Annotated in this window: 15 protein-coding genes and 2 tRNA genes; 12 read left to right on the forward strand and 5 right to left on the reverse strand. The window is 48.6% G+C overall.

Going from position 1 to position 13,200, the window contains the following annotated elements:
* Positions 1-59 precede the first annotated feature (59 nt).
* From HRU78_09070 to HRU78_09105, 8 genes are all read left to right on the forward strand, one after another.
* The gene (locus tag HRU78_09070; GenBank protein ID QOJ23785.1) at positions 60-275 is read left to right on the forward strand and encodes a hypothetical protein; all 216 of its coding nucleotides are present in this window, start codon (positions 60-62) and stop codon (positions 273-275) included.
* Positions 272-1,996 (forward strand): type IV secretory system conjugative DNA transfer family protein, encoded by a 1,725-nt coding sequence (locus HRU78_09075; protein QOJ23786.1) that lies wholly within the window; start codon positions 272-274, stop codon positions 1,994-1,996. Before HRU78_09070 ends, HRU78_09075 begins: the two co-directional genes overlap by 4 nt.
* A gap of 73 nt (positions 1,997-2,069) precedes the next feature.
* Positions 2,070-2,357: a hypothetical protein gene (locus HRU78_09080; GenBank protein ID QOJ23787.1), complete on the forward strand. Its 288-nt coding sequence runs from the start codon at positions 2,070-2,072 to the stop codon at positions 2,355-2,357.
* Positions 2,350-3,306 carry a hypothetical protein gene (locus tag HRU78_09085; protein ID QOJ23788.1) on the forward strand — a complete coding sequence of 319 codons (957 nt, stop codon included), beginning with the start codon at positions 2,350-2,352 and terminating at the stop codon, positions 3,304-3,306. The genes HRU78_09080 and HRU78_09085 overlap by 8 nt, the downstream gene beginning before the upstream one ends.
* Positions 3,303-3,926, forward strand: a complete 624-nt coding sequence (locus HRU78_09090) for a hypothetical protein (protein QOJ23789.1) — start codon at positions 3,303-3,305, stop codon at positions 3,924-3,926. Before HRU78_09085 ends, HRU78_09090 begins: the two co-directional genes overlap by 4 nt.
* A 10-nt stretch (positions 3,927-3,936) precedes the next feature.
* A complete protein-coding gene (locus tag HRU78_09095) occupies positions 3,937-4,200 on the forward strand; it encodes a hypothetical protein (GenBank protein ID QOJ23790.1) in 264 nt (87 codons plus the stop codon).
* A complete protein-coding gene (locus HRU78_09100; protein QOJ23791.1) occupies positions 4,197-4,463 on the forward strand; it encodes a hypothetical protein in 267 nt (88 codons plus the stop codon). The genes HRU78_09095 and HRU78_09100 overlap by 4 nt, the downstream gene beginning before the upstream one ends.
* A gap of 368 nt (positions 4,464-4,831) precedes the next feature.
* Positions 4,832-6,649, forward strand: coding sequence for a recombinase family protein (locus HRU78_09105; protein ID QOJ24993.1), 1,818 nt, complete (start codon positions 4,832-4,834; stop codon positions 6,647-6,649).
* Here HRU78_09105 and HRU78_09110 read toward each other — a convergent pair.
* The 3 genes from HRU78_09110 to HRU78_09120 all read right to left on the reverse strand — a co-directional run bounded on the left by HRU78_09110 (position 6,609) and on the right by HRU78_09120 (position 7,856).
* Positions 6,609-6,682, reverse strand: a tRNA-Met gene (locus HRU78_09110). The genes HRU78_09105 and HRU78_09110 overlap by 41 nt on opposite strands.
* A gap of 89 nt (positions 6,683-6,771) precedes the next feature.
* Positions 6,772-7,632 (reverse strand): serine protein kinase RIO, encoded by an 861-nt coding sequence (locus tag HRU78_09115; GenBank protein ID QOJ23792.1) that lies wholly within the window; start codon positions 7,630-7,632, stop codon positions 6,772-6,774.
* A 5-nt stretch (positions 7,633-7,637) separates the two neighbouring features.
* The gene (locus tag HRU78_09120; GenBank protein QOJ23793.1) at positions 7,638-7,856 is read right to left on the reverse strand and encodes a hypothetical protein; all 219 of its coding nucleotides are present in this window, start codon (positions 7,854-7,856) and stop codon (positions 7,638-7,640) included.
* A 126-nt stretch (positions 7,857-7,982) separates the two neighbouring features.
* Between HRU78_09120 and HRU78_09125 the strand changes: the two genes are divergently transcribed.
* Positions 7,983-9,131, forward strand: coding sequence for an HD domain-containing protein (locus HRU78_09125; protein QOJ23794.1), 1,149 nt, complete (start codon positions 7,983-7,985; stop codon positions 9,129-9,131).
* A gap of 177 nt (positions 9,132-9,308) precedes the next feature.
* Here the strand turns inward: HRU78_09125 and HRU78_09130 are convergent, their stop codons facing one another.
* Together HRU78_09130 and hemF are read right to left on the reverse strand one after the other, a co-directional pair.
* Positions 9,309-10,544 carry a dicarboxylate/amino acid:cation symporter gene (locus HRU78_09130; protein ID QOJ23795.1) on the reverse strand — a complete coding sequence of 412 codons (1,236 nt, stop codon included), beginning with the start codon at positions 10,542-10,544 and terminating at the stop codon, positions 9,309-9,311.
* Between the two features lie 7 nt (positions 10,545-10,551).
* Positions 10,552-11,448, reverse strand: coding sequence for an oxygen-dependent coproporphyrinogen oxidase (gene hemF / locus HRU78_09135; GenBank protein ID QOJ23796.1), 897 nt, complete (start codon positions 11,446-11,448; stop codon positions 10,552-10,554).
* Between hemF and HRU78_09140 the strand changes: the two genes are divergently transcribed.
* From HRU78_09140 to HRU78_09150, 3 genes are all read left to right on the forward strand, one after another.
* Positions 11,447-11,632, forward strand: coding sequence for a hypothetical protein (locus tag HRU78_09140; GenBank protein QOJ23797.1), 186 nt, complete (start codon positions 11,447-11,449; stop codon positions 11,630-11,632). The genes hemF and HRU78_09140 overlap by 2 nt on opposite strands.
* Positions 11,633-11,673: 41 nt before the next feature.
* On the forward strand, positions 11,674-12,843 hold the full coding sequence (aroC, locus tag HRU78_09145; GenBank protein QOJ23798.1) for a chorismate synthase: 1,170 nt from the start codon (positions 11,674-11,676) through the stop codon (positions 12,841-12,843).
* A gap of 237 nt (positions 12,844-13,080) precedes the next feature.
* Positions 13,081-13,157, forward strand: a tRNA-Arg gene (locus HRU78_09150).
* Positions 13,158-13,200: the final 43 nt, after the last annotated feature.

Here is a 13,200-nt window from a genome sequence, read left to right on the forward strand (position 1 = left end):
CTGAAACCTATAATTTCCAGAGAATGAATTCACGCAAATCATTACGGAGAAACTAGAGAATGAATAACGCTGAAATATTTTTAGAGCCTGGACAAATTGCGCTGAATTTTCTGCTCAGTCTATTCGAGTATCAAATTGAAATGCTTGATCCGGCTCTGCATACAGTCCTGTCAGGCATGATCGCAACTGTCATTTGGTCATGGGCATTCAGAATTTGCTTTGAAATCACAAAAAGAGCCTTTGGTTTCGGTAGCAGTAGAGGTCATTACCGATGAGTTTTAGCGAGCTTTATGCTCTATATATATTGTATGCAATTGGCTTTCTAACGAATGAAGAAGCCATTTCTATTTTAATTTCTTATGTAGGATTTTGTTTAGTAGCGTTATTTGCTACTCGCACGGTTTTAATACTTTTCTCCAGGAAGATTGGTATCTACCATCCGGATTATTACCGTCTTTGGCCCAGACTTCCATGGCGGTCACTCATGATCATCTGGAATGACATTCGAATCTGGATCGAGCGTACCTTTCAGATGGGAAATCGGGCTACGGGCGGGTTTTCCAACGCACTCAATACGCTTACGCTTCTTTATAAACCCGGCCATATCCTGCTTGGCAGAGCCTTTGCTTGGGGATTTGGATTACTTCAGCCTGTTGGGATTGAAGTTGTACGGCACATTTTCATGTATGCCATGACCGCTGCTGGTAAGACAACGGCGCTTATAACGATACTTTCCACATGGTGCAATAGCGTTTTTGTCATAGACCCGAAGGCGCAAATCACCAACGCCCTTTTTGAACATGACTGGCGAACTTGGTATGTACTCGATCCATACGGTATTTCAAATGCAACCAGCAGCGCCTGCTTTAATACCATTGATTGCATTAAGACAGCAATGGAACGTGATGGCGACCAAGCTGCAGTTCTCTGGGCCATGCGCATTGCCCAGGCATTGGTCATCACGCCAAGCGGTTCCAGAACACCGTATTTTTCTGATACCGCACGCGGTTTTCTTGTCGGTGTCATTCTTCATGTAATCAGCTACCATCCGGATGAAGAGCACAACCTGCCTTACATACGAAGCTTACAGGTCAATGGTTATCGTGTTTTCGATCCAAAAACTGGAAAAGAAGAAACGACACCTGGAGAAGCTCAGCAGCTCCTGCTTCGCGCTATGCTTAATAACCCTGCTTTTGATGGTGCTATTGCTGGAGCCGCAGCCGCACTGGCAAACGCGAGCGGAGAAACTGGAGGAAATATCCGTTCAACGTTGCTGGAGCAAACCAAGTGGCTGGACATTCCAGCCGTTCGTGATGTGCTTCGCAGCACAAGCCTCCCACTCAGCGACCTGAAAACCCGGAATGATGTCGTATTTTCCCTGACAGCTCCTGTTCTATCCATCCGCGAAGAACTCGCTCCGCTGTGCCGCCTGCTCACAAACATGACAGCTTATACCTTCGAATATATACGGGAAAAGAACGGTCAATGCCTGACTATTGTAGATGAATTGCCTAGTCAGGGTTACAACGAAACATTCGAGGTCATGCTGGCTGTTGCGAGAAGTTACGGGCAAACCGTACTCGGTATTTCGCAGAATATTGAGCTCATGAAAAAAGTTTATCCGAAATCCTGGGCGACATTTTCCGGTGAAGCAGATGCCGTGTTTTGGATGGCAACCAATCATAACGACACAGCTGATTATCTGGCGCAGACGCTTGGCAGAAAATCTCATGTCACCACTGACCCATATTCAGGTCGAAAAAACTACCGAGAAGTCGCTGTCATGGATGCCGATCAGATCAAACGTTTCTTGAGCCCGGACAGTGGCAACCTCATTGTCACCAGAGCAGGAATGCGAGCGCTCAAGCTTAAGAATGAGCCTTATTTCAAGGCATTGCCGGTTTGGAAATATGCCGCCGATCCCGATCATAAAGAAATCTTCTGGCGCAAGATTACCCGCAAGGCTTTTGATCGCAAACATAGATCAATCGATTAAAAGCTCATGAAATCAAAGATGAAAACATTATTCCATTTCTTAACAATCAATCACCCAAAAACAGGAGGTAATTATGCAAAAAATGTCACCAACACAAAAGAGACCGCAGGCTATTGAACGTATCGCTGCGGCTGTTTCAAACTTGATCTATCCCTCTCTTGCTCCGCTGCACCAGGCTTTTATCGAACAAAAAGCCGGAGTCAATGAAAAGCGAGCTGAGCTGATCAGAAAACGAGAAAACGTTCGGAATGATGGCTATGCGGCTGCAACGCGACTCATGACACCGCATACGGAACAGTCACAGACGATAGACCTTCCCTATCTTGAACTCATCAATAAACAAAGGAGCAAAGATGAATGAATTAGATGAAGATAAATTATTTACCCCAGAAGAGATGATGCGAATTGAAGCCGAACGGGAAAGACGTATCGAACCCGCTGCAAAAGTGCCTCTTCTCATATTGGTGACCTTATTGGCAGGACTCGCTTTAGCGGTTGTAGGTTATAGCGAGTACGAAATTGTTTACCGTGTGTTCGATTATCTGGCTGGTGAAAACAGCGAATATTGGTCGCCCACACTGATGGGGTTTACAGCGGCCACCATGATTATCGGCTTCCACATTCTCGCCAAAGCCAAGCCACATAACTTGGCGGTAAGAATCGTCGACCGGAGCGTTGAAATTCTGATTCCGACCTACCTGTTTGGAATGGGATTCTTGATTGCCTGCATCCTCTTTGCCGATGGCTTGGGCAGCATGATCCAGAATAGTGATATACCTGCCATGATCGGAAGTCTGCCTGAGGCCATTGAGCAAGGATGGGTTGATGCTCTCTTTGTTCATGTCACGAATCCGCTAGCTGTTTTGGCATTTTCAGTTGGTATTGGCGGGCTGGCCATAGTCAATATTTTCATTGCACATAAATTGCTGACGACGATTGCCATTAATATCCATGACATTTTCGGCAGGTTATCTCGTGCCCGCACCGCCATCAAAGATCACCAGGCTATTTTAAACGCGCAGAAAGAATACTCCACTCTAAATTCGGATATTAACGATCTTCTCATCTGGGATGACAATTACATCCGCACAATCATTACTAATGAAGTAATCAGCGTCATTTCCGATGCTCTGCTTCCTCATAAGAAATGGTTTCAGGATTCTCAATATTCATCTGAATTTCGTTTCGAGGAATCTCATCGAAAAATCGACCCCAAGCAAGTGGCTAAAGATATAGCAAAAATCGAAGCCATTCGTCCTCAAGACATCATGAATGCAATGAACCCAAAATTTTTGGAGAAAGGAAAATGAAAAAACTTCTTATATGCACCCTATTTATCTGTGCTGTGTCCACGGCAGACGCAAAAACATTGACTATCGGCATTGATTTGTCAGCTTCGAATCCGCTGCTATCGCATAAGAATTTTGCGCATATAGCGAGCCAACATGTGTCTTCTGAAATCAACAAATTAAAAGACGGCGATGTTGTACATGTGAAGACATTCGGTTCTCGTAAAGACGCACTGAATCTGCTCAATCCCACCTTTGAAATTTCCAGGAGATTGAAGCCAAGCAAGATAGCGGGAATTGTAGCGCAATATATTCAATCGTTGCCTGAACAAAAAGAGGCTTCTCAATCCAGCACCAACCTTATTGCCTGGCTGGAATTTACCTCTGAGTTCAATTGCACTCAAAACAGCCAGATTCTTGTCATTACGGACGGTCTGGAATCCTCATCTTACGTTGATGGAAACCAATTGCTTCAAGGCAAAAAGAGTTTGCCAAAAGCGGAAGTTAATTTGAAGGGATGCGCACTGACATTCTACGGACTTGGGGCCGGATGGATGCCTCAACAAGTCAAGATCGTTCGTAAAGAGTGGGAGCGTTGGTCAGAACAGGCCGGAGCAGCATTTACGGCCATTATTCCCTGAAGCGGGGGTAATGAATGTGATTACCAAGGCTATGCTCGACCAGCTTCGTGCTGAGCGTGTGCGGAAAAATGCCCAGTTGGATTACACCATTAGCGGGCCTATTCAGGCCTGCGTGGTGTCCACTATCGAAATCGAGCGAGAAAAAAAGATCAAGCAGGGTGAACACATCCTGCAAAACGCGCTGCATGACATGGAGCGCGAACAGGCCTTATCCAGCCATGAAGGGCTGGCGAAGGTGCATTTCAACCATTCTAAACAGGAGATCGAACCATGAGTGATAGTTCTGATGAAAATAAATCCAGGCTGCCCAGCCATATTGCCTACAGCGTTGAAGAAGGCAGCAATGATAAAAATCACTGGCACAAGATCGGCGCAGCGTGGCCGACCAAGGAAGGAGGATTATCGCTTCAGCTCAATGCGTTACCCATTAACGGAAGAATCGCGCTGCGTTCCAGGGAAGAATTGGAGCGCATGAGAGCTGAACGCCAGCAAGCCCCGAAACAAAATCAAGCACAGGACATAAACTACACGCAGTGACATAAGTAACCGACAATAGAACAACTTAAGATTTTGTTAATACTAAAGTTTTATTATGAAAATATAGCCCTGTTGTTCTGTTTATCAACCGTGCTTGATAGCAGCAATTTACTTAAAAGTTGATATTTATGAAAACAGCAGGCACGTGCGTTCAATCACTATCTCCTAGAGGATTTTTAAATTGACTAACAAGCAACAATCCAAGCATGGTAAAGGGTGGAGTTCCACCCGAAAACCGAGTCATAATATTGACTCGCGGATTGTTGACGTTGTTCGCTTTCTTGCTCGGCGTTCAGCCGAGCAAGACTACGAGCGCCATCTCAGATGCACAACGTCTTTGACACAAAAGCCTGATTTGGAGTCTTGATATGAAAAAAGTTGCCATTTATGCCAGATATAGCAGTGATCTTCAAAGCGATGCCTCGATTGAAGATCAAATCCGGATTTGCAGTGAACGGGCCAAGCATGAAAACTGGAAGATAATTAATACCTATACCGATCATGGTATTAGCGGTGCGAGCCTGATGCGCCCTGGAGTCCAGATGCTTATGCAAGATGCCATGGCTGGCAAGTTTGATATTGTTCTGGCTGAAGGGTTGGATCGCTTAAGCAGAGACCAGCAGGACATTGCAGGCATATACAAGCGTCTTCAATTTGTCGGAATTCCTATTCATACCTTGTCTGATGGCGGTGAGGTAAGCGACATTCATATCGGACTGAAGGGAACGATGAATGCCTTGTTTTTAAAAGACTTGGCAGCCAAAACCCATCGCGGGCTGAGTGGACGGGTAGAAAAAGGCAAGTCTGGCGGAGGCTTGTGCTATGGCTACAATGTAGTGAAACAATTTGACTCCCATGGCGAAGCGATCAGGGGAGACCGGGAAATCAATAGGGAAGAAGCAGAAATTGTGCAGCAAATATTCCGCGATTACGCTGCTGGCGTTTCGCCTAAGAAAATTGCGTTAAACCTTAACAAAAGCGGTATTCCATGCCCTTCTGGCAAAGCTTGGGGCGCAACGACAATTTACGGGAACAGACGACGTGGCACCGGAATAATTAATAATGAGCTCTATATAGGCCGATTAATATGGAACCGGCAGAGATTCTTAAAAGATCCAGATACAGGTAAGCGTGTCGCCCGACTAAACTCAGAAGAGGATTGGATCATTACCGAAGTTCCTCACTTACGCATCATTGATCAGGAGCTTTGGGAGCAAGCCAAGATACGCCAGAAAGCACTGGATGAAAAACCTCAGTTCTGGGCCAAGCAACGCCCCAGAAACCTGTTTTCTTACCTTCTCACATGTGGCTGCTGCGGCAGCGGCATGAGCAAAGTGTCGGCTGACCGCTATGGATGCTCTGCTGCCAGAAATAAAGGTATTTGCAGCAACCGGCTCACCATCAAACAGGAATGCCTGGAGCACACTATTTTGGAAGCGCTACAGCACCACTTGATGAATCCAGAATTAGTAAAAATATTTTGTGAGGAATACACAAAGCATATCAATGAACTGCGGCAGACTCGAAATGCGGCGATAAATCGTTATAAAAAAGAGCTGCAAAAGCTGGCTGCTGATAAGGAAAAAATTATAGAAGCCATTAAAAATGGGATACCTGCATCGGAAGTGAAAGACGCGCTCAATAAGATCATTGAACGCCGGGAAGAGCTGGAAAGCTATCTCGAAGGCAAAGAGGAAGCGCCAGTGCTTCTGCATCCGAACATGTCTCAGCGCTATCAGAAAGAAGTGGAAGCGCTACGAGTTTCTCTCAATAGGGAAGAAACCAGAACGGAAGCAGCAGACCTGCTCAGAGGACTTATTGATAAGATTGTACTAACGCCCAAAGCGTCAGGAACAGAATACGCCATCGACCTGCATGGCGACCTTGCCGGAATTTTGACAGTTGCGGCAGGAAAGCACCAAAAGATTAGCGATAACGATCCTTTGTTGCAGCAAGTCAAAATGATGACCGAATCAGGTGATCAAAAACATGGTTGGCAGGAAGATTCTAATGCTGACGAAATTTCCTCGAAAGAGGATTTGTCAGACAAGAACGAGATGGTTAACCTAAATGCACGTTCATCCCGTAAAGCTGAGCTTGCTGAAAAGCCGCATGAAACGGCGATTCTCAGCAAGGATAAGCGGGTTGCGGGGGCAGGATTTGAACCTACGACCTTCGGGTTATGAGCCCGACGAGCTGCCAGACTGCTCCACCCCGCGTCAGAAGTAGGGGATTATAGCACAAGCTGGCATATGTAGGTCAATGAACATCTGATGCAACTTTCAGGCTGGAGCTATTTTATTTAGCACTACGACAAATAATTGTTCCATCGCGTTTGCTTGTGTCGTTGCCAAGCCATCTCTTTTTTAATAACCGTATTAATAACTTGCAGGACATTACCGACATTTACGGGTTTGCTTTGTTGCTTAACAGTTCCAGTTAAACGTGCCTGTGGCAGCTTTCCATGCTGATAATAAGACCATATTTCATTCGCGTAATCCGATTGCGCTAACTCTGGTGCAAAACGGCTTAAATATGCTGTCAGATTATCGATGTCCCGTTTGATTATAGAGCGCGCTTGATAATTGCTTGCTGCATCTACGGCCTGAGGCAGGTCTATAATCACCGGGCCTTGACTGTCAACCAGCACGTTATAAGGTGATAAATCGCCATGCACGATGCCGGTACACAACATATTCACTATTTGTCGAATCAAGATCTTGTGGTAAGTGCGCGCTTGTTTCGCTGTCAGAATCAAATCACTCAACCGTGGCGCCACATTGCCTTCCACATCGGTAATTAATTCCATTAGAAGCACACCGGCAAAAAAATTATAGAATTTCGGCACCCGGACACCGGCCATTCCTAAGCGGCACAGCATATTGACCTCCGTGCTCTGCCAAGCCTCTTCGCGCGCACTGCGGCCATAATGGCTGCCGCTTTCCATTGCGCGGGCACGGCGGCTGTTTTTTATTCTGCGCCCTTCGGTATAGCAGGCGCGCTGATGGAAATTACATTTATTGCTTTCTTTGTACACTTTCGCACAACGGACTTGTTCGCCGCTGCGCACCATATAAATCATCGCTTCCTTGCCACTCATGAGCTGGCAAATCACGCTATCGATCAAACCTTCTTCAATTAATGGCTCCAGTCGTTTCGGTATTTTCATAGGGTTTATGTCAGCGCGCGCTGTTGCAACACGCTTGTCATCCTCCTGCCGGGTAAAGTAAATAATCGGTTGTTCTTACCGTGATCATCGATACCAATCGGATTCGGATAACCACGCTGAACAAATTGTAGGAAGAAAGATTTGTTTTTGGAATGTGGCATATTGCCGCGCGGCAATTTGCCACGTAGCGCGTTTTTGCAATGCGCAACAATCGGTATATTCATGAAAAACCAACACCACGGATTCACGATAAATCGTTTAAAATACTGCGAGAATTTATTATTCAACCGCAATATCCGTCACAGGATTGGCAGTTGCTACCTTCATCATCATTCGCCGGAAGGAATTTTATGCAATCGGAAGAAGATTTTTTTACCCACCAGGATACTCTGGCAAAATTGCATGAAAATTTACCGTTGACCGAGAAGCTGCGTTTCCTGCATCAGATCATCCGGCAGGATTTTCCTTTCATCGATCGTCTGGCGATTGCGTTATACGATGAAAAAACCGAGATGCTCAAAACGTACACGCACAGCATGGAAGGTAGCAATAATCCGGTGACTACGTACGAAGCGCCGCTCAGCGCTGCTCCCTCGTTACGCGCCATTATCGAGCATCGCCGCCCGCGTCTGGTGCAGGATCTGAATATTTTTGCCAAAGGCACACACGAGCACACCAAACGGATAGCCGCGAAAGGTTACAAATCCAGCTATACCATGCCGCTGTATCAAAGTGGCACTTTCGTCGGTTTTTTGTTTTTCAATTCGCAGCAAGAACATCCCTTCGATACGCAAGCACTGCGCCAAGTCGATATCTACGGTCATCTGATCGCGCTGATGGTGATCAACGAGCTTACCTCCATTCGCACCTTGCTTGCCGCAGTGCGCGCGGCACGCAACATGACGCATTACCGCGATCTCGAAACCGGTTCGCATATCGACCGGACTGCGCACTACGCCCGCCTGATCGCGCGCGAGCTTGCGCCAAGCTACGCCATCAGCGACGAGCAGATTGAGCATATTTTTCTCTTTTCACCGATGCATGATGTCGGAAAAATCGGTATTCCGGACACTATCCTGCGCAAACCGAGCAAGCTCGATTCGGCAGAATTCGACGTCATGAAGACGCATCCGGTGAAAGGCCGGGAAATTATCGATTCCGTGCTGGAAGATTTCGGTTTGGGTGCATTCGGTCACACCAATATCCTGCGCAACATCGCCGAATTCCACCATGAAGCGGTCGATGGCAGTGGTTATCCGAATGGCTTGAAAGGTGATGAAATCCCCATCGAAGCGCGTATCAGCGCGGTAGCCGATGTCTTCGATGCACTCACCTCGCGCCGCTCGTACAAAGCGCCGTGGAGCAACGAGCAAGCGTTTGCCATGCTGCGGCAAATGTCCAATTCCAAATTGGATCGTGATTGTGTCGAGGCGTTGATCAGCAATGGCGACAAGGTGCTGGAAATACAGCAGCGTTTCCGCGATATCGATCTGATTTAAACCTAAGGAAGCGCTGATTAATTCGGCGAACGAGATGAAGCGATAGGCGCACGGAGCGCAGCGACCGAGACATATCAACAAGATAGGCGAGGGAGTGAGTACCGCGCAACGAATCGATTCGCTCGTACAGTCAATTAATCAGCGTTTCCCTAAATCGGGACAAACACACGTATTGAATCAGTTGCGCCTGATCCAATGCTGCACTACTAGGCTTCCCACCAAATCACCTTCCACATTCACCATGGTGCGAACCGTATCGAGGATGCGGTCGATCGGCAGTAATACCGCGATGGCTTCAGCCGGCAAGCCGACCGATTGCAGCACCATCACCATCGTAACCATGCCGGCACTGGGAATTCCCGGCGCACCGATGGCCGCCAGCATCGCGGTTACGAATACGATCATTTGTTGCAGTATGGTGAGTTCGACACCGACCAAATTGGCGACGAACAGAGCCGCCACCGCTTCGTAGAGCGCCGTACCATCCATGTTTATGGTCGCGCCCAAGGGAATGACAAATCCGGCGACATCGCGTTTGACATGCAAATGCTGTTCGGCACAGCGCAGCGTGACGGGCAATGTTGCGGCGCTCGAACTGGTGGCCATGGCGGTAATCAGCGCTTCGCGCCCGCCTTGCCAGAATTTATACGGTGTGACACCGGTCATCAGATACAGGATCAAGGGCAACACCACCACACCATGCAGCAGTGTGGTGCTTAATACCACCACGACAAATTTGATCATGACGGTCAACAAGCCGGTATCCTGTGTCGCCACCAGCTGCAATACCAGCGCCATGATACCGAGCGGTGCCAGGCGCATAATCCAACCGACCAGCATCAAAATCAATTCGAGAAATTCCTGCATCAAGGTCAGGATATTGCGGTAACGTTCGCCGCCCACGACCAGCGCGATGCCGAGCAATAAAGCAAAAATCACCACCGCCAGCACATTTCCTTGTGCCAGTGCCGCGACCGGATTCTGAAACAATGAATGCAGGAAATGTGCAAAAAACTCGGGCAGTGACATCTGGGCTGCCTGAAAATTCTGCATGGCATCCTGAAACATCGCGATCTGCAATTCACGCCCCGGCTGGAACAGATTGGCTGCTGCCAGCCCCAACGCAACGGCGAGCGCCATCGTGGATATAAAGAAAATCAGCGTAACTTGCCAGACACGATTCATTTGCTGATGCGCACGCAGATTTGCGACACCGGCGACGATCGATGTGAAAACCAGCGGTATCAGCACCATCTTTAACAGATCGGTGAACAACGTCCCGGCCAGTTTTGCAACGTACAAGCCGTTCTGACTGATCGCGGATTCCTCTCCGAGTTGCGCGAACCAGAAACCGATCAGCGCGCCCGTTACCGCTCCCAGCAAAATTTGATTGTTCAGCGACAATTGGCTCACCGGCAAACTACACCCAATCCTTGCCGATCAGAAAATCCGTGTACAGTTTGTCCTCCGCGCTGCCAGCCGCCGGTTTCCAGTCGTAGCGCCATTTTACGATGGGCGGTAACGACATCAGGATCGATTCGGTGCGTCCGCCGGTTTGCAATCCGAACAAGGTGCCGCGATCCCACACCAGATTGAATTCCACGTAGCGCCCGCGCCGGTACGCCTGAAAATCGCGTTCGCGCTCACCGTACGGCGTATCCTTGCGGCGTTCCAGAATCGGACAGTACGCGTTGAGAAAGTTTTCGCCGACATTGCGTGTGAGTTTGAAGCAGGTATCGAAATCGGGTTGATTCAGATCGTCGAAGAATACGCCGCCGATACCACGCGGTTCCTTGCGGTGCTTTAAGTAAAAATAGTCGTCGCACCATTTCTTCAGACGCGGATAAGTATCATCGCCAAATGGTTGCAATGCGTTCTTGCAGGTTTGATGAAAATGAACCGCATCTTCCGCGTAGCCGTAATACGGCGTCAGATCCATGCCACCGCCAAACCACCACACCGGTTCCGCACCCTCCTTGCGCGCCTCGAAGAAACGCACGTTCATATGCACGGTCGGCGCGTACGGATTGCGCGGATGCAGCACCAGCGACACCCCCATCGCTTCAAATGACCGGCTTGCCAATTCGGGACGCGCAGCGGTTGCCGATGCCGGTAATCCCGCACCATACACATGCGAGAAATTGACACCGCCGCGCTCCAGCACATTGCCTTCCTCAATAACGCTGCTCATGCCGCCACCGCCTTCCGGGCGATCCCATTGATCGCGCTTGAATATCTTGCCATCGACCTGTTCCAGCCCCGAGACGATGCTGTTCTGCAAATTGATAAGAAATTCCTTGACTTGAGGTGTGTTCATGCAAACTCCTGCTGTTAATTTTATGACAATAATTGAAAACTCGCATGCGCCGGGCAATAAAGCGCATTTTAACGCAGGTATAGCATGCCGATTGCATTTCCTTGTTGATGCGTCTCAAATTTGTGCCGGATTGCCACAACTGCGGAGTGCTCAGCAAATCGCCAAAAAACAAGGGCACGTATGATAGACTCGCACAATCTTTTTTAATATAAAAACAGCAATCGTATGTCTGGCAATACACTTGGCACACTTTTTACCGTCACTTCATTCGGCGAATCGCACGGTCCTGCGATCGGCTGTATTGTCGATGGCTGCCCACCGGGCTTGGTCATCAGCACCGAAGATATTCAGCTTGAACTAGACCGCCGCAAACCGGGCACCTCGCGGCATGTCACACAGCGGCGCGAATCCGATACCGTGGAAATCCTATCAGGTGTGTTCGAAGGCCGGACCACCGGCACGCCGATCGCTTTGCTGATTCGCAACGAGGATCAGCGCAGTAAGGATTACAGCAAAATCATGGATGTATTCCGTCCCGGTCACGCCGACTATACCTACTGGCAAAAGTACGGCATCCGCGATTACCGCGGTGGCGGGCGCGCATCGGCACGGGAAACGGCCGTCCGGGTTGCCGCCGGCGCCATTGCAAAGAAATGGCTGCAGGAAAAATACGGCATCGTGATTCGCGGCTATATGGCGCAACTCGGTCCGATCCAAATTCCTTTCAAGCACTGGGAAGACATCGATCAGAATCCGTTTTTCGTTGCCGACACTAGCTATACCGAACAATTGGAAAAATTCATGGATCAGTTGCGCAAATCTGGCGATTCGGTCGGTGCCAAAATTAGTGTAATCGCACAAGGCGTGCCGGTGGGCTGGGGTGAACCGGTCTACGACCGGCTTGATGCCGAAATTGCTTACGCCATGATGAATATCAATGCGGTAAAAGGTGTCGAAATCGGCACCGGATTTGCCAGCGTGACACAAAAGGGCACCGAGCATTCCGATGAAATGACACCGGATGGTTTCTTGAGTAACAACGCAGGCGGCATTTTAGGCGGCATATCGACCGGACAAGATATCGTCGCTCATGTCGCCATCAAACCGACCTCCAGCATCCGCCTCGGGCGGCGTTCGATCGACAAAGACGGCAATCCGGCTATCGTCGAAACCCATGGCCGCCATGATCCTTGCGTCGGCATCCGCGCCACGCCGATTGTCGAAGCCATGCTGGCGCTGGTATTGATGGATCACGCCCTGCGCCATCGCGCGCAAAATGCCGATGTGAATTGTAAAACACCGAAAATCCCCGGCAGCGTGAATAGCGTAGCAAGTTCTGCAGCGACAACACACGTGCCATTCAAAGAAGACCCGGAACCGGAAGAAGATGTATAACGCAAGAGATAGTGCGAATGCAGTTTAATCTTGACAAGACTGAGCAAATACACGATCATCGCCCCCGCAAAGAGATTGTGATGATTTGCAAAAAAACAATCGGCCCTAGCCGATTACAGTTTGAAGGTATCGAATACAGCAGCAAAAGCATAAGTTCGAATCCCGCAGTTGCTTCAATCTGATATAATCTCCCGGTTGCGTAAACACAACAAGCTGGAAGTAATTAGATTGCACCAAGCGCCCGTAGCTCAGTTGGATAGAGTACTTGGCTACGAACCAAGGGGTCGTGGGTTCGAATCCTGCCGGGCGCGCCATTCATTTCATCGAATATCTATTACAGCTGCCAGTAAATGGATT

It is taken from the genome of Gammaproteobacteria bacterium, assembly GCA_015709635.1.
Lineage (GTDB): Bacteria > Pseudomonadota > Gammaproteobacteria > Burkholderiales > Nitrosomonadaceae > Nitrosomonas.